At 48.8% G+C, this 23936-nt stretch carries 18 protein-coding genes; 10 read left to right on the forward strand and 8 right to left on the reverse strand.

The window, feature by feature from the left end:
* Nucleotides 1-133: 133 nt before the first annotated feature.
* The gene (locus tag ACN0S4_RS10120) at nucleotides 134-1039 is read left to right on the forward strand and encodes an alpha/beta hydrolase (protein WP_417657560.1); all 906 of its coding nucleotides are present in this window, start codon (nucleotides 134-136) and stop codon (nucleotides 1037-1039) included.
* Between the two features lie 12 nt (nucleotides 1040-1051).
* Here the strand turns inward: ACN0S4_RS10120 and ACN0S4_RS10125 are convergent, their stop codons facing one another.
* The 5 genes from ACN0S4_RS10125 to ACN0S4_RS10145 all read right to left on the reverse strand — a co-directional run bounded on the left by ACN0S4_RS10125 (nucleotide 1052) and on the right by ACN0S4_RS10145 (nucleotide 7361).
* Nucleotides 1052-2518 carry an FAD-binding domain-containing protein gene (locus ACN0S4_RS10125; RefSeq protein WP_417657561.1) on the reverse strand — a complete coding sequence of 489 codons (1467 nt, stop codon included), beginning with the start codon at nucleotides 2516-2518 and terminating at the stop codon, nucleotides 1052-1054.
* A gap of 8 nt (nucleotides 2519-2526) precedes the next feature.
* Nucleotides 2527-3870, reverse strand: a complete 1344-nt coding sequence (locus ACN0S4_RS10130; protein ID WP_417657562.1) for a DASH family cryptochrome — start codon at nucleotides 3868-3870, stop codon at nucleotides 2527-2529.
* A 12-nt stretch (nucleotides 3871-3882) separates the two neighbouring features.
* Nucleotides 3883-5001, reverse strand: coding sequence for an NADH:flavin oxidoreductase (locus ACN0S4_RS10135; RefSeq protein WP_417657563.1), 1119 nt, complete (start codon nucleotides 4999-5001; stop codon nucleotides 3883-3885).
* Between the two features lie 89 nt (nucleotides 5002-5090).
* Nucleotides 5091-6740 (reverse strand): M48 family metallopeptidase, encoded by a 1650-nt coding sequence (locus tag ACN0S4_RS10140; protein ID WP_417657564.1) that lies wholly within the window; start codon nucleotides 6738-6740, stop codon nucleotides 5091-5093.
* A gap of 27 nt (nucleotides 6741-6767) precedes the next feature.
* Nucleotides 6768-7361, reverse strand: a complete 594-nt coding sequence (locus ACN0S4_RS10145) for a LemA family protein (RefSeq protein WP_417657565.1) — start codon at nucleotides 7359-7361, stop codon at nucleotides 6768-6770.
* 78 nt (nucleotides 7362-7439) lie between these two features.
* Between ACN0S4_RS10145 and gmk the strand changes: the two genes are divergently transcribed.
* Genes gmk through ACN0S4_RS10165 form a run of 4 tightly spaced genes read left to right on the forward strand, consistent with a single transcriptional unit; the run spans nucleotide 7440 to nucleotide 10937 of the window.
* On the forward strand, nucleotides 7440-8087 hold the full coding sequence (gmk, locus tag ACN0S4_RS10150; RefSeq protein WP_417657566.1) for a guanylate kinase: 648 nt from the start codon (nucleotides 7440-7442) through the stop codon (nucleotides 8085-8087).
* Nucleotides 8088-8130: 43 nt separating this feature from the next.
* Nucleotides 8131-8406, forward strand: coding sequence for a DNA-directed RNA polymerase subunit omega (rpoZ, locus tag ACN0S4_RS10155; protein ID WP_169931171.1), 276 nt, complete (start codon nucleotides 8131-8133; stop codon nucleotides 8404-8406).
* 5 nt (nucleotides 8407-8411) lie between these two features.
* Entirely contained in the window at nucleotides 8412-10529 is a 2118-nt protein-coding gene (spoT, locus tag ACN0S4_RS10160; RefSeq protein WP_417657567.1) for a bifunctional GTP diphosphokinase/guanosine-3',5'-bis pyrophosphate 3'-pyrophosphohydrolase, read from the forward strand.
* Nucleotides 10530-10544: 15 nt separating this feature from the next.
* The gene (locus ACN0S4_RS10165; protein ID WP_417657568.1) at nucleotides 10545-10937 is read left to right on the forward strand and encodes a Rid family detoxifying hydrolase; all 393 of its coding nucleotides are present in this window, start codon (nucleotides 10545-10547) and stop codon (nucleotides 10935-10937) included.
* Here the strand turns inward: ACN0S4_RS10165 and ACN0S4_RS10170 are convergent.
* On the reverse strand, nucleotides 10934-12268 hold the full coding sequence (locus ACN0S4_RS10170; RefSeq protein WP_417657569.1) for a Na+/H+ antiporter NhaC family protein: 1335 nt from the start codon (nucleotides 12266-12268) through the stop codon (nucleotides 10934-10936). The two genes, ACN0S4_RS10165 and ACN0S4_RS10170, sit on opposite strands and share 4 nt — an antisense overlap.
* A 167-nt stretch (nucleotides 12269-12435) precedes the next feature.
* Between ACN0S4_RS10170 and ACN0S4_RS10175 the strand changes: the two genes are divergently transcribed.
* The 5 genes from ACN0S4_RS10175 (at nucleotide 12436) to ACN0S4_RS10195 (ending at nucleotide 21851) form a co-directional block, all read left to right on the forward strand.
* Entirely contained in the window at nucleotides 12436-13959 is a 1524-nt protein-coding gene (locus ACN0S4_RS10175) for a carbon-nitrogen hydrolase family protein (protein ID WP_169931175.1), read from the forward strand.
* A 131-nt stretch (nucleotides 13960-14090) separates the two neighbouring features.
* Nucleotides 14091-15737 carry a fatty acid--CoA ligase gene (locus ACN0S4_RS10180; RefSeq protein WP_417657570.1) on the forward strand — a complete coding sequence of 549 codons (1647 nt, stop codon included), beginning with the start codon at nucleotides 14091-14093 and terminating at the stop codon, nucleotides 15735-15737.
* A 497-nt stretch (nucleotides 15738-16234) separates the two neighbouring features.
* The gene (locus ACN0S4_RS10185) at nucleotides 16235-17482 is read left to right on the forward strand and encodes a TolC family protein (RefSeq protein ID WP_417657571.1); all 1248 of its coding nucleotides are present in this window, start codon (nucleotides 16235-16237) and stop codon (nucleotides 17480-17482) included.
* Nucleotides 17479-18711 carry an efflux RND transporter periplasmic adaptor subunit gene (locus ACN0S4_RS10190; protein WP_417657572.1) on the forward strand — a complete coding sequence of 411 codons (1233 nt, stop codon included), beginning with the start codon at nucleotides 17479-17481 and terminating at the stop codon, nucleotides 18709-18711. The genes ACN0S4_RS10185 and ACN0S4_RS10190 overlap by 4 nt, the downstream gene beginning before the upstream one ends.
* 11 nt (nucleotides 18712-18722) lie before the next feature.
* Nucleotides 18723-21851 (forward strand): efflux RND transporter permease subunit, encoded by a 3129-nt coding sequence (locus tag ACN0S4_RS10195; RefSeq protein ID WP_417657573.1) that lies wholly within the window; start codon nucleotides 18723-18725, stop codon nucleotides 21849-21851.
* Between the two features lie 66 nt (nucleotides 21852-21917).
* On the opposite strand, the gene ACN0S4_RS10200 is transcribed toward ACN0S4_RS10195, so the two are convergent.
* Together ACN0S4_RS10200 and ACN0S4_RS10205 are read right to left on the reverse strand one after the other, a co-directional pair.
* A complete protein-coding gene (locus ACN0S4_RS10200) occupies nucleotides 21918-23204 on the reverse strand; it encodes an amidohydrolase (RefSeq protein WP_417657574.1) in 1287 nt (428 codons plus the stop codon).
* 74 nt (nucleotides 23205-23278) lie between these two features.
* A complete protein-coding gene (locus ACN0S4_RS10205) occupies nucleotides 23279-23929 on the reverse strand; it encodes a TIGR01621 family pseudouridine synthase (RefSeq protein ID WP_417657575.1) in 651 nt (216 codons plus the stop codon).
* Nucleotides 23930-23936: the final 7 nt, after the last annotated feature.

Here is a 23936-nt window from a genome sequence, read left to right on the forward strand (position 1 = left end):
AGTACCATGCACTATTCCAGAAACTAACAAAATAATAACGGAATAGTGCATGGGCTTTTCGCCACGTTTTTTGATATTTCTTGTAGTAACTTTCGTAAGTCTGAGTGGGTGCGCCACTATTGTTGAGCGGAATATGCTTAAACGTGTGCCGCCAGTAGATATGTTTGATCTGCAGCCCAAATTTTATGAGGAAATGAATATCAACCAGCGCACTTTCTGTCTACCTCATTTAGGAGGTTGCACGGATTACTGGTTTATTGAGTCACTCGACAATGAAAAAAATGACAAGTTGCGGTTTACCTATTCACTGGAAATCAATGGTGTGGAGACATCTGATGAAGTGAAGTTTCTGCGCGAAGACTTTCCATTTGAGCGTCGTGGCTCGGTGATTTTGGCGCATGGGTACGGTGGTGATAAGTCGATTTGGATGTTTCAAGCAATGTATCTGCGCTTTATGGGCTTCAACGTCATCGTGCCAGATTTGCAGGGACACGGTGGTTCGAGTATCGACCAACCGAGTTTTGGTTATCACGATGCTGAATTTATCTCCGCGCTGTTAGATTCATTACCCGAACGCGAATTACCGCAGCCACTTATTGCGGCCGGTGTTTCGATGGGTGGTGTGACTGCTTCGCGTCTAGCAATTATGCGAGACGACGTTGATGCGTCGATATTGTTTGCACCTATGGCTAAGTTTGATGATTCGACACTCAGCGTCATCAAGATGATGATGCCGAGGTTCAGTAAGCTTTTGCCCGAAGATTCGGTTCGCGAAGCAGTCGCAGATGCACTAGTGGCTGCAGAGGTACCGGAAGGCGGCGCGGATACCCTGACTTATATTCCCCAACTCGATGTGCCGACACTTATCTATGTGAGTGACGTCGATCCTGTTGCTCCGTTTGAGGTGTATCAGCAGCTTGCAGAGTCTCGTCCTCATATCCAAGTGCAGCCCGTGCTCGGTAGACAGCACGTTGAGATCTTAAAATTAGATGAAGAAATGCACGAATCGCTGTTTCAGTGGCTACAAACCATTGAATAGAAGATGCATTATTTATGATTTGGTTTGGCGGACGTGAGTTTGCACGATGCGTTTGCCTTCCTCTTTGACCGATGACTGTTTGCGATAGCCCCACAGCAGATCACGGGCAATTTTAGCGCGCTCGGTTAAATCGATAATCGGTTCTGGATAATCTTTTCCGAGCTGACAATTATAAAGAGCCTGCTCCATTTGAGTGAGTTGCCACGGCGTGTGAATGAGCTCGTCGGGAACTTGTTCTAATTCTGGTAGCCACTGCCGCAAGAAGGAACCCTCGGGATCATGCTCTTGGCTCTGTTTGACCGGATTATAAATACGAATGGTATTGGTGCCGGTGACTCCCGCTTGCATTTGAAACTGCGGATAGTGAATGCCGGGCTCAAAATCAAGAAACATCCGAGCTAAATGGTAGCTGCCACGACGCCAGTCGATCAGCAAATGATGACAGAGAAAACTCACCAACATGGCGCGCATGCGAAAGTTGATGTAGCCCGTTGCATGCAAGCAACGCATGCAAGCGTCCACCATCGGAAATCCAGTTCGCCCCTCTTGCCACGCCAGTAAGTGCTCACCAACCTGTTCATCATCACGATAAGGAAAGGCTTCATAAGCTCGGTTTATCGGACGAAATTCCATATCCGATTCACTCTCAAACTTCTGCATAAAATGACAGTGCCAATGCACGCGAGAAGCCAGTGCGACTAGTGCTTTGCGCCATCCGGGAACCTGCCACTGCCGCAACAGTTGTTGGTACATTTCGCGCAAACTGATAGCGCCCCAGGCAAGATAGGGCGACATCCGCGAACAGCTCAGCCGACTGCCCTCTGGTTTTGAAATGTGATATGGATAATTCTTCCCACGTCCGGCAAAGAAATCTTCGAGCGTCGCCCACGCCTGCTTACTACCGCCAAGTTGAAAGTTATCATCTGGCGTCAGCCACGATGTGGGTGGTTCATAGGTTTCCCAGCAATCAGGTAAGGTGCCTTTGAATGGCTGAGCATCTGCCAGCGGAGTCGGTTGAATGCGCTGACGCATGGTTTGTTTCCAGCGTGAATCCCATTCACGCCTGTCTTTGGCGCCGCGAATCACGGCGCCGGTTTGGCTTTCATGCCATGGTATGTGCTGTTCTTGGCACCAGCTTTTTACGGCACGATCACGAGCATAGGTGACTTCCAAACCAATTTCTTGATGACTGTACAGTGCATCAATGCCGACTGCGTCATGCAATGCTTGGAGTAATTGATGGACGTCGCCATGGACTCGGTAAAGCGACAACTGGAAGGATTCAAGCTCGGCGGTCATGTCATCCAGACATTGCCACACAAAGCGCCAGTGACGGGCATCATAGTGCGGCGCTTTGACAACGTCTGGTTCAACGCAATAAAACAAAATGACCGGGCGCTCAGAGGCAATAGCACGTCGCAGAGGTTCGTGATCGGTTAGCCGTAAATCACGTTTCAGCCAAACTACCGCAACACTCACTTGGAATCCTAGTCTTTAATCGGCCAATCGGCGGCATCAATATGGTCGAGCGGACCGTCATTCACCGCACCATCCCAGCGCTCAATAAAGCTACCATCTGGATCGTATTGGCGGGTTTGTTTGGCTAAGTCAAATTGACGATGGCCACGTGGATCGGCACCCACGCCAGCGAGATATTGCCAGTTACCCCAATTAGCGCCGACATCGTAGTCCACCAACTGTTGTTCAAAGTAAGCTGCGCCGTAACGCCAATCGAGCTGTAATTCATGCACGAAACAGCTCGCGACCAATTGCCGTCCGCGATTCGACATATAGCCAGTGGCATTGAGTTGCTTCATGCATGCATTCACGATGGGATAGGGCGTATTGCCCTGACACCATTTTTGTAAGCGGCCACCATAGAAACTGGTGGTTGGACGTTGCGCTTTAATGCCTTGAAAGCGATACAAATGCTGTTTGTGAGTGTGGGCATACCATTGGAAGTACTCGCGCCAGAGCAGCTCGAAGTAAATCCAATAGGTGCTATCGTTGGCTCCATGCTCTCGTTCATAGGTATGTAAGCGCTGATTGAGTCGGCGGACCGACAGCGAACCATTCGCTAGCCATGGCGAGAACTTGGTAGAAGAAGTCCAGTCGTCCAGTGCGTTACGCGTTTCTTTATAGGTACTGGCGTGACGATGTCGAAAATAGGTACTGACATGGCTCAGAGCGGCCTCGCACCCGCCTTGCACAACGGGCTGTTCCACCGGCAGCAATGGTGCCATAGGTTTCCCATCATAGTAACGCCAATCACTGGCCCGTAATGGTGCCGTCGGCAGTTGCTTCGGTGCATCTAAAGGCGGACGTATGGCAACGCGCAGATCGGGTCTCTCAACCAAGCGACGAAATTTCGAAAAAGACTCAGGAAGCTGCTTCAATTGGAATGGCAACTGCGCTTGGTCGAACAACGTATGGGTATCATCTTCGATGAATGTTAAATAGGGATAGCGTTGCTGCGCGAGTTGCCAGTACTGATTTTCGTAATAACCAGCGTTGCGCGAGCGATACACCACATCAACGTGACCACGACTGATTAACTCTGCCAATGCTTGGAGCGGTGGCTCGTAAGTGATGAGCAGGCGATTGCCACGTTGGCGTAATGCTAAATCGAGCTGCCGTAAAGACTCTTGTAAAAATAGCCAGCGTGCCGGACCTATGCTACGCATGCCATAACGGTTCGGGATAAACCATTGTGGATTAACTGGAAACCAGCAGATTAGCTGATCACATTCTGATGCGGCTTGCGACAACACGCGATGGTCATCAACTCGTAAGTCGTTTTGGAACCAAATAAGACCAACGCGGTGTCGCATGTTAGGAGTACCTTAGACCAGTTCGGTCAATGATTTTTTGCTGAATGCTTCAATTTCGTCATCGCGGCCATCACGCATTTTCAGCAACCAATTTGGATCTTGGAGCAGCGCACGACCCACGGCGATGAGGTCAAATTCACCAGCACTCATTCGTTTTGTGAGTTCTTCAATACCTGACTTTTCAACAGCAGGCTTGTCGGAAGCAAAGGTGCCGCTGATAAAGTCTTCAGTGAGCCCAACGCTACCGACGGAAATTGCTGGTTTGCCACTGAGTTTTTGAGTCCAGCCAGCCAAGTTCAGATCAGAACCTTCAAATTCTGGTTCCCAGAACCGTCGTTGTGAAGCATGGAAAATATCCACGCCAGCATCACTTAGCCATTTGAGTAATTGCTCAAGCTCGGCTGGTGTTTCGCACAGGCGCGCTGTGTAATCCTGCTGCTTCCACTGCGAAAAACGGAACACAATCGCAAAATCTTCGCCGACTGCGGCACGGACAGCGCGCACAACTTCAATAGCAAAACGTGCGCGATTTTCGAAGGAACCACCGTATTCGTCGGTCCGCTCGTTCGTGCCCGCCCACAAGAACTGATCGACTAAGTAGCCATGCGCACCATGAATTTCAACACCGTCGAAACCGACTTCTTTGGCTAACCGCGCAGACTCTGCAAAGCCATGAATGACGGCATCGATGTCAGCCTTTGTCATCGCTTTACCGTTCGCTTTGCCAGGCGCAAACAGACCAGACGGGCTGTATGCTGGTGCCGCATCTTCAGATTCTGGCTTACGCACCGAACCGACATGCCAAAGTTGTGGGATGATTTGACCACCCGCCGCATGCACCGCTTCAACCACTTGTCGCCAACCGGCCATCGCTTCGTCGCCGTATATGTGCGGAACATTCGGATAACCGCTAGCGCCTTCATGCATGATTTCGGTTCCCTCAGTAATAATGAGGCCGATTTGCCCTTCAGCGCGGCGCTGATAGTAAGCAACATTTTTCGGGTTGGGTACGTTGCCAGGTGAGAAGCTACGCGTCATTGGTGCCATCGCAACGCGATTGCGCAACTGTAAGCTTTTGCATTGAAACGGCTGAAATAATGGTGCTAGCTCGCTCGGGATCGAGTTGGCCATAAAGACTCCTACTTAGTATTTGAGATTATTACGCACAGACTATCGCTATGGATCTCTATAACGATAGCTCGTTGCGAAGATAAAAGGGACTACTCAAACATGGTGTCTGGTAGTGGAGATTCAATGCATGCGCACAAAGTAGCGACTAATTTCTTTTCGGTGGTCGAAATAACACCGTCATGGGTACAAATGGCAGTCCAACCTTCCACAACACGTTGCTTCTGCTGCGGAGACCAGCGTTTGATAGTGGTTATTGCGGCGCTGAGCTGCGCATAATCAACACTTTCGCCTGCTTCGGCTTGCTGTAGTGCAGAGCAGGTGGTGTCCAAGGCTAGCTTGTTTTCTAAGGTATCCTTGAAAGCACCTTTGGGAAGAAGTTGCCGAGCCAACAGTTGATACAGACACCAGTGGAAGAGGTCGGTGCTGTGTTCGAGCAACTGTAGGTCATGAATCAACGCAATGCGTTTGGACTCTGGTGCAAGACGCAACGCAGGTACAGCCAACTCAATCAGTGCGAGCTGCTGAGACGGCCCCAGCGTAGCAAGTTCGTTCACCAAATCGCTCGCGGCAGTATCCATCGAACTGGAAATTAGGGACCGAACCAATTCTGGTGCATGTTGCGGTGAGCGGGCCCTCTCCAATAGTAATGCCGGTAGGGCTAGTAGTGCTAGCTGGTCTAGTGCAGAAGGCTTCGGTTGTTTTGCGACTTGCTCTGCTTTGCTCTCGACAAACGCTTGGCGTGGCTCTGGATAATGACCATTCCAGCGCGGTTGAATTCGTTTAATGCGCTTATCCAGCGGTGGGTGTGTGGCCATCAAGCTGAACCACTTCGACAATGCCTGGCCGAAAAATAAATGCGCCACTTCATCAGCATTTTGATGCTGCACACGGCTTCCGTGCTGGCGCGCTCCAATTTGTTGCAGGGCACCCGCTAAACCTTCGGGATTTCGCGTAAATTGAACCGCTGCGGCATCCGCCAAATATTCACGTTGACGACTGACAGCTGCTTTGATGATGTTGCCAAAGAACACACCTACGCCGCCGATAATCATGAGCGCGATGCCCACCAGCGGTAAAATATTGTTGTTATTACGGCCACGTGAGCGGAAGCGTGCCGAATGCAGCATAATCCGGCCAAAATGGGCCAGCGCCAGAATACCGGCAAGTGCAGCAATCAAACGAATATTGAGACGCATATCGCCATTGAGAATATGACTGAATTCGTGGGCTACCACTGCCTGCAGTTCTTCCCGCGAAAAGGTTTCGATGGAGCCCTGCGTGAGTCCGATAGCGGCATCTTTGGTTTCATAACCTGCAGCAAATGCATTAATGCCAGCTTCGTTCGGAAGAATATAGACGGCGGGCACCGGCATGTTGGCCGCAATCGCCATTTCTTCGACGACATTCAGGACACGTCTCTGAACCGGATCTTGGGAATCGGGCGCAATACGAACACCGCCGAGTTGTTCGGCCACCACATGACCGCCTGGCTTCAATGTGACCCACTTCGCCATCATGATGAGCAATATGGCACCGCCCACAGCCGCAGCGATAATACCGAGAGGCTTCCACTGCACGACATAGTCTGTGCTACCGGGCGTTTGTGTCACTCCGCCCATAGTTACTGCCGCAAGAGCAACCACAAGGCCGATGATGAGGAAGAAAGCGAGTACAAATAAAAACACCAACAACAGCGTGTTTCGGCGCGCTTGTTGTTGGTGTTCAAAAAAGTTAACCATAGTGGCTCTTCTGCTGTGGCTTCAGAACTAAAATTGTACTTTCGGAGCCGCTTGAATTTCAGCGCTATCGGCAAACTCCAGTAAGCTCGCATCTTTGCTGTGGCCGAAGAAACTGGCAACAGCGACCGGCGGGAATGACTGCCGATACGTATTGTAGGTCATGACTGCATCGTTAAACGCTTGTCGAGCAAACGCGACACGATTTTCTGTGCTCGTCAGTTCTTCAGAGACTTGCATCATGTTCTGGTTGGCTTTCAAATCGGGATAGGCTTCCATCACCACATTCAAGCGACCTAAAGCGGAACCCAACGCACCTTCAGCGCCGCCTAATTGTGCCATTGCCGCACCATCACTCGGGTTTTTCGCTGCTTTCGGTAAGGCTGCTGCCGCTTGATTACGAGCCGCAATCACGGACTCGAGAGTTTCCCGTTCATGTTTTAAATAGGCTTTTGCGGTTTCAACCAAGTTTGGGATCAGGTCATAACGACGTTTTAATTGCACTTCTATTTGTGCGAAAGCGTTCTCGAATTGGTTACGTAAACGCACCAACTTGTTGTAAATGCCGATCAAATAGACAAACAACAGAACGACAACGATTAAAATAATCCAGCCAGTACCCATCACAAAACTCCTTCTGTCTCATGCACTCACCATGCTATGCTTTAGCGTCATTAGCAAGCGACATAATTGTAATATTTAATGACAGCATCGACCGCCACTGCCCCAGGAAATTTATTTATCGTAGCCGCTCCAAGTGGCGCCGGTAAATCCAGTTTAATCCGTGCATTGCTGGAACGCCACAATGATGGCTCCATGCAAGTGTCGGTGTCCTGCACCACCCGCGCGCCGCGACCTGGCGAGCAAGACGGTGTGCATTATCATTTCCTCTCCGTTGAACGCTTTCAAGCCAAAATCGATAACCACGAGTTTTATGAGTGGGCGAAAGTCTTCGATAACTATTATGGAACCTCGCGGACGGTCATCGAAGAAACCTTACAACAGGGTGTTGATGTGTTTCTCGACATCGATTGGCAGGGTGCGCGGCAAGTTCGTGAAGCTTATCCGGCAGCACAGTCGATTTTTATTGTCCCGCCGAGTTTAGCTGAATTAGAACAGCGCTTACGTACTCGCGGACAAGATAGTGATGCCGTCATCCAGCAGCGCATGGCAAAAGCGCAGACAGAAATGTCGCATTATCATGAGTTTGACTACCTGCTGGTGAATGACGAGTTTAACGCTACTTTGGCAGATTTTGAGCATATTGTGCTGGCTCGACGCCATCGAATGCCGTTGCAGCAAGCACGGCATGCAGCTAAACTCAAAGATCTCTTGGCGAATGACGGCTAAATCCGTATAATTCCTGACCCATTTGTAAGTGCTGGAGTAAGTAATGGCTCGCGTAACTGTTGAAGAAGCTGTCGACCGTGTTGGCAACCGTTTTGATTTAGTCTTGGTCGCGTCACGTCGTGCCCGTCAGCTAGCCACCCAAGGCAAAGATGCTTTGGTGCCGTGGAAGCATAACGAGAAAGCGACTGTTGTTGCTTTACGTGAAATTGAAGAAGGCAAAATTGACGCGAAACGTCTAGATGCCGATGAGCGCCGTGAAATGGCACAACAAGACGCTGATGAATTAGCAGCGGTTGATGCACTGCGTGGTATTGAGTAACTCGGGTGTATTTGTTTGAAGGCCTCCGACAGCAACTTACGGACTACCTTCCACCTCATCAGGTAGAGCAAATTGCTGCGGCCTTCAAATTGGCCGCAGTGGCTCACAGCAAGCAAAAACGCCAGTCTGGCGAACCCTACATTACCCATCCTGTTGCTGTTGCCGGACTTTTGGCAGATATGCGGCTGGATCATGAAACCATCATGTCGGCCCTACTGCATGATGTCATTGAAGATACCGAATTTACCCAAGAAGATTTAGCCGAACAATTTGGCGCGACTGTCGCTGAGTTGGTGGAAGGCGTGTCGAAGCTCGACAAGTTACAGTTTCATTCCAAAGAAGAACTGCAAACCGAAAACTATCGCAAAATGATTATGGCGATGGTGCACGACATTCGGGTCATCCTCATCAAGCTCGCAGACCGTACGCACAATATGCGGACCATCGGTAATTTGCGCCCAGACAAACGGCGCCGCATTGCGCGTGAAACGTTAGAGATCTATGCACCGCTAGCCCACCGTTTGGGTATTCACGACATTAAGAATGAATTGGAGCTGCTCGGCTTCCACGCGCTGTATCCATGGCGTGCGCGCTTGTTGGAATCGCAAGTGAAAAAGGCTCGAGGCAACCGCAGAGAGCTGGTCGAACGCGTTCAGCAAGAAATTGAAAAGCGCCTGCAAGAAGTGTCGATACATGCGCGTGTGATTGGTCGAGAGAAACACCTCTACAGCATCTATAAAAAAATGCTGCACAAAGAATTACAGTTCGAAGAAGTCATGGATATCTATGCCTTCCGAGTGATCGTCGACGAGGTCGATACCTGCTACCGCGTGCTGGGTGCGCTGCACAATTTGTACAAACCCATTGAGACTCGTTTCAAAGACTACATTGCCATTCCCAAGTCGAATGGTTACCAGTCGTTGCACACCAGTTTGAAAGGCCCTCATGGTATTCCAGTGGAAGTGCAGATTCGTACGGAAGAAATGAATTTGATGGCTGATCGTGGTGTTGCCGCGCATTGGCTGTATAAAACCGAAGAAAGTTCAGGCACCACAGCGCAAGTGCGCGCACGGCGTTGGATGCAAAGTTTGCTGGAATTACAGCAAAGTACCGGGAATGCATTCGAGTTCATTGAGAACGTGAAGTCCGAACTATTCCCCGAAGAAATTTATGTGTTTACGCCGGAAGGGCGCATTATTGAGCTGCCACAAGGCGCTACCCCGGTTGATTTTGCCTACGCGGTGCATACCGATATTGGTAACACCTGCATTGGTGCGCGCGTCAATAACCGCGTATTTTCGCTGAGTAAGCCGCTAGAAACTGGGCAAACGGTTGAGATTAAAACAGCACCCGGATCACGCCCGAATATTGCTTGGTTGAACTTTGCGGTAACGGGTAAAGCGCGGGCGAAAATTCGACAGTATTTGAAAGGCCAAGAAACTCTTGAAGCTGAGCACTTAGGTGAACGTCTCTTGCGTGCCGCGTTGGGTTCAACGAACTTTGACGAAATTCCAGAGAAGGAATTCAAGCGCGTTATCAAAGAAACCAAAGTGGAATCACGCGAGGCATTGCTGCGAGAAATTGGTCTGGGCAATATGATGTCGATTGCCATCGCGAAGCGTTTGATGGGTCAGTTATCCCAATTGAAGGATGACGCCGCGACCACCACAACGAATCATAAAACGCTGGCGATTAAAGGTGCGGAAGGCCTACTCGTGAGCTTCGCGAAATGCTGCCGACCAATTCCGGGCGACGACATTATTGCGCACGTTAGCCCCGGCAAAGGACTAGTGATTCACCGCCGTGAATGCAAAAACGTGCGTGGGCACGAAGATGAGCCTGGCCGTTACTTCCCCGTGCAGTGGGATAACAAACCAGAAGCCGAATTTATTACCGAAGTGCGCGTAGAAATTGTCAATCACCAAGGCGCACTGGCTAAACTGACGTCTGCTATTTCAGCAACAGGCTGTAATATTCATGGCCTGAAAACTGAAGAAGTCGATGCCAATATTTACTATATCGATGTTGCTCTGACGGTCCACGATCGGAAGCAACTCGCAGACGTGATCCGCTACATTCGGAAAATGCCGGATGTTCAGCGCGTGTCTCGCCTGCGCAAGTAAGCTGAGGAACTCATCATGTCTAAAGTGATTATCAACACTGAAAATGCGCCAGCCGCAATTGGTACGTATTCGCAAGCCGTTAAAATTGGTACCACCGTGTATTTGTCAGGACAAATTCCGCTGGTTCCAGAAACCATGCAATTTATCAGTGACGATTTCCGTGCGCAGGCCACGCAGGTGTTCAAAAACTTGAAGGCGGTCTGTGAGGCTGCCGGTGGCGAGCTGCAAGATATGGTGAAAGTGCAAATCTATTTGATTGACCTAGGTCAATTTGCAGTCGTCAATGAAGTGATGGCTGAGTTTTTCGAAGTGCCTTATCCCGCTCGAGCGGCCATCGAAGTCAAAGGGTTGCCGAAGGGCGCCCAAATTGAAATCGATGGCGTTATGGAGCTTCCCAGCACCAATTAGGCGCTGGTCGTGACTGGCGTGCGGCTCTCTAGTGGCTTGCGCCAGATAATCATCGCAATAGATACCCCTGCCAGAATAAAGCAGTAGCCGGTATGTAAGCTGACTTGTAAGGGCGATAGTCCAAAACTAGCGCCCATCAACAGAGCTTGAGCACCATACGGCAACGCACCTTGGACCACGCACGCAAAGATATCGAGTAAGCTCGCACTTTGGCGTGGTGCCAAATCACCATCTTCCGCGAGTTTTTTGCTGACCTCACCTGATAACAAAATAGTGACCGTGTTATTCGCAACCGCAAAGTTGGTGAGTCCGGTCATCCCAGCAATACCGAATGCAGCGCGTTGCTGCTTGTGCTTAAACAGCGCGCTAGTCACTTTCGCCACCGTCCCTGCAAGGAACGCGAGACCGCCTTGCTGACGAATCAACGCGGAGAGTCCGCCAATCAGAAGCGATAGCAAGAAGATTTCCTGCATGCTGGTGAAGCCTTCGTAGATGTCTTTGCTGAAGGCGACCCATTCGTAGCCGACGGCGACCATACCAAATGCACCCGCCAAAATGATACCTATGGTCAGTACCGCAAAGACATTCAGTCCCATCACCGCCAGTGCAATGATGAGGAAGTAGGGCAAGCTGAGCCAATAGTTTGCATCGGGTGCTTCGGGTGGCACGCTGCCGGTGTCGTAGGTGCTGAGCCAAAGAATCGTCAGTACTGCTGCGGGCAATGCAATTTTCAAATTGGCTTTGAATTTATCACGCATCTCGCAACCTTGCGTACGCGTTGCAGCAATGGTGGTGTCGGAAATGATAGACAAGTTGTCACCGAACATCGCGCCGCTGACCAGCACCCCAGCCATGAGCGCGAGGTCAATATTGGCGGCTTGCGCTAACCCAAGTGCAACTGGGGCTAATGCGGCTAAGGTGCCCATGGACGTACCCATTGCCGTGGCTACTACCGCAGCAATAATGAAGAGTCCGGGTAATAAGAAGCTTGCTGGAATGACCTGTAATCCTAAGGCGACCATGGCGTCTACACCACCGGTTGCCGCAGCGACCGTTGAGAATGCGCCCGCTAATAAATAAATCAGGCACATGGTGACAATGTTGCGCTCACCAACACCAGCCACAAACGTATTGATGCGCTCCTCGAAAGCCTCTTTGCTTAGCAGCACGCCAAGAATGATAGCCGGTAGAATCGCAACTGGACTCGCTAATTGATAGAACGCATAGTCAACGCCACTAAGTTGAAAATAGATTCCGGTACCGAGGAATAGGGTAAGAAAGAGACCAAGTGGCAAAAGAGCCTTGGCACTAGCGCGAGCGGGCTGTGTCATAAAAGATCCTGTGCAATGAGCTTGTTATTATTTAGACGTCCAGAAGTTTATATGTCTTAATTTGGCGATGCAAACAAAATTCACCAATTGCAGCGCGGTTGCCTTTCCATACAAGTACGTCATACTTTATCGCACAGATGACCGCTGAAATCGAATTAAGGAAAACTATGAGCCCTGATGATCTCCACTTGCAGTTGCGCAATTTGCGCCGTGATGATTATGAACAACTGAAATGTTTGATGGATCGAGTGTATCCAGATATTGGTGGTGCTTGGGGCGAACACACCATTTTAAAACTGATCAAAGAATTCCCAGAGGGTCAGATTTGTCTTGAAGATGGCGGCAAGATTGTCGGTGTCGCGCTGACCATGAAGGTGAAGTACGCACGGTTCTCGAACCCGCACACCTATGAAGACTTGATGGACGCACGCGAAAATATCCTGAATGACCGCAAAGGTGATGCGCTCTATGGTTTGGATGTACTGATTGACCCAGATTATCGCGGTTACCGGTTAGGTCGACGGTTGTATGACGCTCGCAAAGAGCTGTGCCGACAGCTGAATTTGAAAGCCATTTTGGCGGGTGGGCGAATCGTCAACTTCCATAAATATGCGGAAGAGCTGACACCGGGCCAATATATTGAGCAGGTTCATCGTCGTGAAATCTATGATCCGATTTTAACGTTCCAACTTGCGAACGACTTCACAGTAAAACGACTCCTTGGTAAGTATTTACCCGAGGACAAGCGCTCGGCTGGTTTCGCTACGCTGCTGGAGTGGGATAACTTCCTTTACGAACCATCGGACAATATTCTCGGTAGTCGTATCCGCAATGTTCGAGTGGGCGCTGTGCAATGGCAAATGCGTGAGGTGGACTCGGTTGAAGAAATGCTCCGTCAGGTGGAGTACTTTGTGGATGCCATTTCCAGTTATCAAAGTGACTTTGCCATTTTCCCGGAATTCTTTAATGCACCGCTCATGGGGTTAACGGACCAGAGTCAGCAAAAGGATGCTATACGTTTCCTAGCAGGCTACACCGAGCGTTTCAAACGAGAAATGTCGAATATGGCGGTCAGTTACAACGTCAACATCATCACCGGTTCAATGCCGCTGGACGAAGACGACACCATTTTTAACGTGACCTATTTATGTCGCCGTGATGGTACCGTTGAAGAACAACGGAAGATTCATGTCACGCCGCATGAGAAGCGCGACTGGGTTATTGAGGGTGGTAATGAGGTTCGGGTGTTCGACACCGATGCCGGTAAAGTAGGCATGCTGATTTGCTACGATGTTGAGTTCCCAGAGCTCGGTCGTCTAATGGCCAACGAAGGCTTAGAGATACTATTCGTGCCATTTTGGACCGACACGCGCAATGCCTATTTACGCGTTCGCCATTGTGCACAAGCGCGGGCAGTCGAGAATGAATGCTATGTGGTTATTTGCGGCAGTGTCGGTAACTTGCCGCAAGTGGAAAGTTTGGATGTGCAGTATGCGCAGTCAGCTGTTTTCTCGCCGTCAGACTTTGCGTTTCCTTATGACGCAACGATGGCTGAGACCACACCCAATACAGAACAACTGATTTTCTCCGATCTGAACTTAGATGAATTGCGTTATTTACATCATGAAGGCTCGGTGACGAATCTCAAAGATCGCCGAACCGACCTGTACGAGGTCACCCGAAAATACTAGTAAGAGATGGTGAATAGTAAACAGTGAACAGAGTGAACATGAGCGAGAGGTGAGGTGTCGAGCTGTTTTGGCATTTCAGTTCACTGTTACCTGTTCACTATTTTCTGCAGACAGAACAACGAGGATGAAGCATGCCGGTAAAAACAATTAAACCAACAGCGGATGCCCACCAGTATCCATTGCTGATCAAGCAGCTCCTATTATCCAGCCAGCGTTATGCCGGTTCCAACGAGATTGTTGGTGGTAATAATGGCAAGCGTTACAGTTACGCTGAGTTTTATGAGCGTGTACAACGTTTGGCGAATGTCTTAACTGAAGCGGGCGTCAAACAAGGCGATACGGTTGCAGTTTTAGACTGGGATAACCCGCGTTATCTGGAGTGTTTCTTCGCAGTGCCGATGATTGGTGCGATTTTGCACACCGTCAACGTGCGTTTAGCACCGGACCAAATTGTTTATACCATGAACCATGCAGTGGACGATCTCGTCCTGGTACATGATGATTTCTTACCCTTGATTGACAAGGTGAAGGGTGAACTGAAAACAGTCAAAGGCTATATCCATTGCACCGATGCGGCTGAAGCCCCAGAGGCTCCGTTTGAGGTTATAGGTGAGTACGAAGCGCTTCTCAGCAAAGCATTACCCGAATTTGATTTCCCAGATTTTGATGAAAATGCCATTGCCACCACGTTCTACACCACGGGCACGACTGGTAATCCGAAAGGCGTGTTTTTCTCACATCGGCAGTTAGTCCTGCATACCATGGCACTGGCGGCGACCACCTCCATGAACGATTCGATGCAGTTATTGCAAGCATCGAGTGTGTATATGCCGATTACCCCGATGTTCCACGTGCACGCGTGGGGCGTCCCTTATGTCGCCACCATGATGGGTTTGAAGCAGGTGTATCCTGGACGTTATGACCCACCACAATTGCTGAAGTTGTTTGTAACCGAGAAAGTCACCTTCTCCCATTGCGTACCCACTATCTTACAAATGGTATTAAGTAGTGAGAAAGCCAAAGCCATCGACTTCAGTGGTTGGCAGGTATTGTTGGGCGGCAGTGCACTTACGGAAGGCTTGGCGAAAGCAGCGCTTGAGCGTGGCATTCAAGTCTATACCGGTTACGGCATGTCGGAAACTTGTCCATTGTTGAGTACCACTTGGTTGCCTCTGGATTCCGCCGACTTGTCGCTCGAAGAGCAAGTTCGCATCCGCACCAAAGCGGGCAAGCCAGTACCTTTTGTCGATATGCGAATTATTGACAGCAAGGGTCGCTTCCTACCCCACAATGGTGAGGATATGGGCGAAGTGGTCGTGCGCACACCATGGTTGACCCAAGGTTATTTGAACGAGCCAGAAAAAGGCGCAGAGCTGTGGGAAAATGGCTGGTTACACACCGGTGATGTAGGTTCGATTGATAGTGGTTACACACTGCAAATCAAAGACCGCATCAAAGACGTGATCAAAACTGGTGGTGAGTGGGTGTCCTCACTCGATATCGAAAATCTGATCTCACAACATCCAGATATTGAGCTTGCCGCGGTCGTTGGCTTGCCTGATGACGAGTGGGGCGAGCGGCCACACGCCATGCTGACCGTAAAAGGTGGCGCACAACTTGATCAAGCGGCGGTGGCGAAGCATTTACAGCCATTTATTGATGAAGGCGTGATTGAAAAATGGGCCATACCTGACACGGTCAGTGTGGTCGATGATTTACCACGCACCAGTGTCGGCAAAATTGACAAAAAGGTCATTCGCCAACAACTGCAGAAGTAATTACTTGAATAAATGTTGATTTGTTGAGCGAGCGTTCACCAGCTTTAGTTGAGCACGAGAAGCTATTTCTGTTAACCTGAACGCCCGCTCAGTGAGAAAACTTGAGAGTAGAACGTGTCGAGACTAGTTTGGCCTATGATTGTCGTCATTTTACTGCACACCTTTTTTACGTGTGCGGTTGCGGCTGGGCATTCAACAGACGGAGAGCATACGTACGACTATTCTTTTCACGAGCATTCTCACAACGATACAAATGAAAACATCCTCGATAACATTGAGGGCTCTGATCACGAGCATAATTTTCATGCCCACGTTAGTTGTATCACTGGTTATTCAATCACGTTTCAGAATTCATATGGTCCCACACTCGCTATCGCTCATATCGACACATCGTTCGTAAGTAAGACTAACCAACCACCGGTTCCCCCACCAAACGCATAATCATCACCCTGAAGTAGTGTGCTGTAGGCACAATAAATTAATCATGGAGATGAATCATGAAATTATTGAATTTCGTGATTGCAGCGATGGTGTTCATTCAATTGACTCCCAGTGCTGTAATTGCAAGCGAACTCACTTTGCGTGAAGCCCTTCAAAGGTCAATCCAAAGTAGTCCGTCGTTACAAAAATATCCTTATCAACAGAGAATGGCTGAAGCGCAAAAATTACAAGCGTCGCTGCGACCTAATCCAACGGTTGGAGTGGAACTTGAGAACATTAATTTAAGTGGAGCCAATTCAGGAGTTGATGCTATACAAGCTACGTTGTCATTCAGTCAATTAGTTGAGCTGGGCGGAAAAAGAGAGCAACGATTGGCTTTCGCCTCAGCCCAAGAACGCCAGATTAATGCCGAGTTCCAATACACAAAAATCTCAGTACTTGCAGAAACGACTGAGCGCTTTTACAACGTTTTGCGGCTACAAGAAATTGCCACTTGGAATCAACTCCAACAGAAACGAATTGCTGATGCATTAGTAATTGCTGAGGATAGGATCAAGGCTGGTGTTGCACCCTCTTCCGAGTTGACGCGAATTCGTCTGCAACAAAGTCAATTAATTGCGGACTATGACGAAATTCGCGGTCATCTAACCGAAGCTATCACGAAACTGAGCGCCATGTGGGCAACAGAACCTGACTTCGTTGAAGTTCAAGGTAAACTCCCTCAACGCATTCAATTACCCACCAAAGCGAAGGTCGACACGGCAGTGAACGAGGCGCCCGAATATCTGCGCTTGTTAGATTCAGAACGACTTTTAGCGGCCAAAGCGAGTGCAATAGAGTCAGCGTCGACTGCCGATCTTACGCTCGGATTTGGCGTTCGCTATAACAATGAGTTCGATGAATCAGGACTGGTCTTTCAAGCGTCGATGCCGCTTCAGCTCACGAATCCTAATTTAGGCGTAATTCAATCAAATAAGGCCGAACGTGAATTGATTTTGATGCAACAGCGTGTCGTCCGGGAGCAATTGCGAATGCAAGCTAGAGCTATTCATGCTCGTCTGCAAACGAACTACACATATCTAGAGGATATTCAGGAGCAGCTATTGCCGTTAGCACAACAGCTAAATCGTGAAACGAGAGCTGGATACATGACAGGCATTCATAGTTTGCTTGTGGTGCTTGATGCGCAGCAAGAATTAGCACAACTGGAATATGAACAAATCACCCGTCGTCACGCCATGTACCAAGATATTCTTGAACTTGAGCGAATGACTGGCCAAGTATTTTTGGAATCAGCGCTATGACTAATAAACATTCTTTTTTATTAATTGCTTTAATCATTTTTATTTGGGCATTTTCACAATCGAGTATTGCAAGTACAGGTGAAGAACATCAACACAGTGAAGTCACGATAGAAGGCCCGAATGGAGGTAAGTTGTTAAGTGACGATGGATTTGCTGTAGAGATCACCATTTTTGAATCCGGGATCCCGCCAGAAATGCGCGTTTATGCATATTACCAAGGTGAGATATTGCAACCCGATCAGATCGAGTTAGATATAAAGTTGCACCGTCTTGGCGATGTGACTGACGCTCTTTCATTCACTACTGAAAAAGATTATTTGGTCAGTAATGAAGTTGTTGTAGAGCCTCATTCGTATGAGGTCTCAGTAACTGCTAGCTATCGTGGTCAGAAAAGTTCGTGGCACTATGAAGCGTTTGAGGGCAGAACAAGTTTATCCAATCGTGTCATTGAGAAAGCAGGCATCTTGGTTGAAGACGCGAGCGCTAAAACGTTAAATTTTAAGGAACGATTATTCGGTGTTATTGCACCGGTCAACCAAAAAATTGCGCATATCCAAGCAACTTATTCAGGGAAGATTGCAGATATATTCGTCGATGTTGGCGATCAAGTTTCAGCTGGCCAAACGTTAGCACGTATTATCAATTCCGCCAGCGGAGTGAGCTACGATGTAGTCAGTCCAATAGCTGGAGAGGTTACGGAACGGTTCATGAATGCCGGAGAAATAGCAACAGACAAAGCTATTTTTGAAATCGTTGACTTGTCTAGTGTTTGGGTAGAGCTATCTGCATTTCCTGAAAATATCGAAAAGCTCAAAGTTGGTCAGCAGGCCAAAGTCTTTGACTTACACCAACATGAGAACGTATTTGGAGAAATAATCTACATTGCACCGCAAATGACTGGTGGACACATAGCACGAGCCAGAGTTTTGATTAAAAACCTGTCAGGGCACTGGCGGCCGGGAATGCATGTGCAGGCCGATGTAAGCGTCAGTCAAAAGACCGTCGATCTAGCAGTACGAAAGGACGCTGTGCAGACGTTTCGCGGTATGCCTGTGGTATTTGCTCGTTACGGCAATACTTTCGAGGTTCGTATGGTCGAACTCGGTGAGAGTGATGGCGAATATATTGAAGTGACAGGCGGTCTAATGCCAAACACTCCTTATGTTTATGGAAATAGCTTCATCTTGAAAGCGGATGTCTTGAAAGATGGCGCAAGCCACGATCATTAGGAGGTGACATTATGATAAACGCATTAATTCGATTTGCTATTGAAAGACGTTGGCTGATTATTGCTGCAACGCTTTTTACGGCAAGTATAGGTTTGTACAGTGTTACTCAACTCCCCATTGATGCAGTGCCCGACATTACTAATGTGCAAGTACAAATCAACACTGAAGCCTCCGGTTACTCGCCATTAGAAACTGAGCAACGTATTACTTATGCGGTTGAGAATGCAATGGCAGGTATTCCTGAGTTGGATTATACCCGCTCAATCTCACGCTATGGTTTGTCTCAAGTCACTGTCGTGTTTGAAGAAGGCACAGATATCTTTTGGGCTAGGCAACAAATAAGTGAACGGCTACAGAGTGTTCGCGGTGAACTGCCTGAAGGTATCGAACCAGTTTTAGGCCCTATTGCTAGTGGGTTGGGAGAGATATTTACTTACATTGTTAGAGCGGAACCTGATGCGAGGGATGAGAACGGTCAGCCATATACATCCGAGTCATTACGTACACTGCAAGATTGGGTGGTACGACCGCAACTGGTGAAGGTTCCGGGTGTTACTGAGATCAATACAGTGGGTGGCTATGAGCGTGAATATCAGGTAGCACCAGAGCCCGGCAAGCTGATTGCTTACAAAGTGACCTTAGAAGATGTCTTTACGGCGCTTCAACTGAATAACGAAAATGCCGGAGCTGGATACATTGAGCGCAACGGAGAACAATGGTTAGTGCGCTCGCCGGGACAATTGAAAACGCTACAAGACATTGAAAATGTAGTAATCGCGAAACGCGATGATGCACCTGTGCGGATAAAAGATGTAGCTGAAGTAAAGTATGGTAAGGAGCTTCGTACGGGAGCCGCAACATCAAATGGTCGTGAGGTGGTATTAGGCACAGCGATGATGTTGATTGGTGAAAATAGCCGCATCGTTTCCGAAGCTGTGGCGGCGAGATTGAAAGATGTTCAGTTAAGCCTGCCTGACGGAGTAGTAGTTGAGCCGGTATACAATCGGACTAATTTAGTTGAGAAGACTATCGCAACCGTCGAAAAGAACCTCTTCGAGGGTGCAGTATTAGTTATCGTCGTACTTTTCTTACTACTAGGAAATGTCCGAGCGGCTCTAATTACCGCTCTCGTTATCCCTCTCAGCATGCTTTTTGCAATCACAGGTATGACCGCTAATCGAGTTTCCGGGAATCTAATGAGCCTTGGAGCGATTGATTTTGGAATCATCGTCGATGGTGCTGTCATAGTGGTAGAAAATGCTCTCCGCCGCCTGGGTTTAGCGCAGCAGAGATTGAATCGAATACTGACGACGAAGGAAAGATTATCGGAAGTTTTCGATAGCACCCGAGAAGTCTTTAATCCTGCCGTTTTCGGTGTGCTTATTATTATGTTGGTTTACTTGCCGATATTTGCTTTAAGTGGTGTTGAGGGGAAGATGTTTCATCCAATGGCGTTTACAGTAGTCTTCGCATTACTGGGAGCGCTCATTTTTTCGATGACCTTTGTACCCGCTGCGATCGCAATTTTTGTGACAGGTAAGGTTAGCCATCAAGAAAATCGAATCATGCGCGGGGCGAGAAGCGTATACGAACCACTCCTAACATTTTCTCTCAAAAAACCGCTGTTAGTGATACTTGTCGCACTCAGTATCTTTGTCGTCGCCCTTTATCAGTCCACCAAAATGGGAGCCGAATTTTTACCACAGTTAGATGAGGGTGATATTGCTATGCATGCAATGCGGATCCCTGGTACGGGATTGCAGCAGTCTGTCGAGATGCAATTACAACTTGAGGAAGAAATTGCCAAGCTTGATGAAGTAGCACGTGTATTTTCTAAAATTGGTACCCCTGATGTTGCGACTGATCCAATGCCCCCAAGTGTGGCCGACACAATTCTTATCTTAAAGCCGAGGGAGCAATGGAGTGATCAATCGAGAACAAAAGAGGATTTCATCGCTGATTTACGTATGATTGTTGAACAGATTCCAGGCAATAATTATGAGTTTACTCAGCCTATCGAGATGCGTTTTAACGAGCTCATCGCAGGCGTTCGTGCAGATTTGGCAGTGCGTATCTATGGTGATGATCTGGACCAGCTCAAAACATTGGGAGATGCAGCCGTCTCTATTATAAACGATGTGGACGGTGCAGCCGATGTTCGAGCGGAGCAAATGACAGGATTACCAACACTATCAGTTACGCCGCAGCGTGATCATCTTGCTCTATTGGGGCTGACAGTTAATGATGTGCAGCGTTCAGTGCAAAGTGCCGTGGGGGGTATTCAGGCAGGCGTCATCTACGAGGGTGACAAGCGTTTTCGATTAATGTTGCGGTTGAACGATGCATGGCGTGCGGACATTGAAACGCTGCGGATGTTGCCGGTATCAGTTCCTGCTGCGAGCAACCCTGAACTCCAATTTGTGCCACTTGGAGAAATAGCCACTATTGAGCTTACAGAAGGACCTAATCAAATAAACCGCGAAAGCGGCAAACGAAATATGATTGTGAGCGCAAATGTGGTTGATCGTGACCTCGGATCATTTGTAGCGGATATTCGACAGCAGTTAGAGAGTGAATTACCGCTGCCTGCCGGTTATTGGATTGACTATGGCGGTACTTTTGAGCAACTTCAGTCTGCTTCTAAGCGCTTATCTATAGTAGTCCCATTGACGCTATTGTTGATTTTGGGTTTGCTTTACAGCGCGTTTAATTCACTGACGAATGCATTAATCATTTTTACAGGTGTACCACTTGCACTCACGGGAGGCATTTTGGCCTTATTATTCCGTGGGATGCCACTTTCGATATCAGCTGCGGTAGGCTTTATCGCGCTATCGGGTGTTGCTGTTCTCAATGGTGTAGTGATGTTGTCGTTCATTCAACAACTAAGAGATGAGGGGAAATCCCTGTTTGATGCAGTATTCGATGGTGCAAGAAATCGCTTACGACCTGTTTTAATGACTGCATTGGTAGCTAGTCTCGGCTTTGTTCCGATGGCGTTGAATACAGGGACTGGTGCTGAAGTACAAAGACCACTGGCAACAGTAGTGATTGGAGGGATTATTTCATCGACATTACTGACGTTGGTAGTGCTGCCAGCTTTATATGTGATGGTTAATCGGTTTCGTTTGAGGAAGTAAGACGGAACTGATTAGGTAAAATAAAACCGCTCTAATTCAGAGCGGTTTTATTATTTTGGGACTTTTTTACTGCTGGGCGGCGTAGTCGACCACCCAGTTGATGTAGAGTTCTGTACCCGTTTTCAGCGCTGCTTCATCCGCGAAGAAGAACGGTGAGTGGTTGCTTGGTGCTTCGGCTGGATTCTGCCCCTCTGGCGTAATACCGAGGAACACAAACAGTCCCGGTGTTTCTAATGCGTAGAAGCTAAAGTCTTCCGCACCTGTGACCAATGGGTTCACTTTCACATTCTCTGCACCCGCTACTTTCTCAATGGTCGGCAACATCATCCGCGTTAATTCTGGGTTATTCACAGTGACCGGATAGCCTTCGTCAATATGTACGTGCGCTTCTGCACCACTGGCAGCAGCTGTGTGTTCCGCAGTACGTTTTAGATCGGCGAAGATTTGCTGGCGGTTATCCATATCAAAGTTACGGATTGTTCCTTCCAGATATACTTCATCAGGAATAATGTTGTTGCGCACGCCACCTTCGACAATACCAAAGCTCAATACTGCTGGCGCTTTCGTGATATCAATTTGACGGCTAACAATACTCTGGGTGTTGGCAATGATTTGGCCTGCGGCAACAATCGGGTCGACTCCACCCCACGGGCGCGAGCCATGAGTTTGGCGACCTTTGACGTTGATTTCAAAGCGGTCCGATGACGCCATCAATGGCCCCTCGCGGTAACCAATGGTGCCAGTATTGCCTGCCGACCAGACATGAATACCAAATACAGCTTCCGGCTTAGCATCAGCAAATAAACCTTCTTCCAGCATGAGTTCTGCACCGCCCTCTTCACCAACTGGCGCACCCTCTTCAGCGGGTTGGAAAATGAACATAACCGAGCCGGCTAGGTCATCCTGCATTGCTACTAATTGCTCGGCAGCTCCCATCAACATCGCGATGTGCAAGTCGTGTCCACAGGCATGCATGACACCGACTTCTTGACCACGATATTCGGACACTGCGGTTGATTTGAACGGCACATCAGTCTTTTCAACAACGGGTAGTGCATCCATGTCAGCACGTAACGCAACCAGAGGCCCTGGCTTACCGCCTTTCAAAATCGCCACGACGCCGGTGTGAGCGACTCCGGTTTGGACCTCTAAACCCAAGCTTTCCAAATGTTCCGCGACTTTTTCGGAAGTGCGAAATTCGCGATTACTGAGTTCTGGATGTTCATGAAAATCGCGGCGCCATTCGATCACTTTCTGTTCGAGTTCAGCGGAAATGGTGACAGGCTCTTGCGCCTGAGCCGGAAGTGAGAGACCCGCGATGAGACTCGCAGTAACAAGTGACAATCGAAACATGAAACACCTCGTTGTGATGGAGTTAGGGTGATATCGCAAGAGTTCAGTATGGCAAGGGGCGCAGAAATCGGCAACTATTCGTCAGTCGGGTCTGTTTGGAGCGGGTTAGGTAGTTCGCTGAATAAACCATAGCTAGGCAGCGGGGCTTTGATAGAGAACGATTCTCCGGCGTAATCGAACTGAAGTTGCCAAGCATGCAAGTGCAGATAGTCGGCTGCTTCACCGCCATAACGTGTATCACCGCAAATAGGTGCGCCAATACTTTTCAGAGCAACCCGAAGTTGATGCGTTTTACCAGTTTCCGGATGCAGTACGTAATACCGGTAGCTCGGTTTGAGGGAATAGCTGAAAAAGCGTGTCACCGCAGGATTCTCTTGCGTGTGCAATAAACGCCAGTTGCCGCGTCTTGCATTCGCCATGTCACCTTTAATCAAACCCTGCTTCTTGTTCGGTTTCCCCGCCGCAATGGCTAGGTAAGTTTTGCGGATAGCCCGGCGAGCAAATAGCTCTGAGAGGGCTGCTGCTGAAGCGCTAGAGCGGGCAACAAGTAATGCGCCTGAGGTCGGTGTATCCAGTCGATGTACGGGAAATAACGTCTCATTCAATTGCTCGGCGAGTTGGGTAACAATGCCAGCCTCGTGATCATTGGCGTGCATGGGTGCGCCCGCTGGCTTATTCAGGATATAAAAGTCAGGATGGCGAAAGACTAGGGATAACTCACGCATATCGTTA

The sequence above is a fragment of the Pseudidiomarina aestuarii genome (assembly GCF_048263735.1).
GTDB classification, from domain to species: domain Bacteria; phylum Pseudomonadota; class Gammaproteobacteria; order Enterobacterales; family Alteromonadaceae; genus Pseudidiomarina; species Pseudidiomarina aestuarii_B.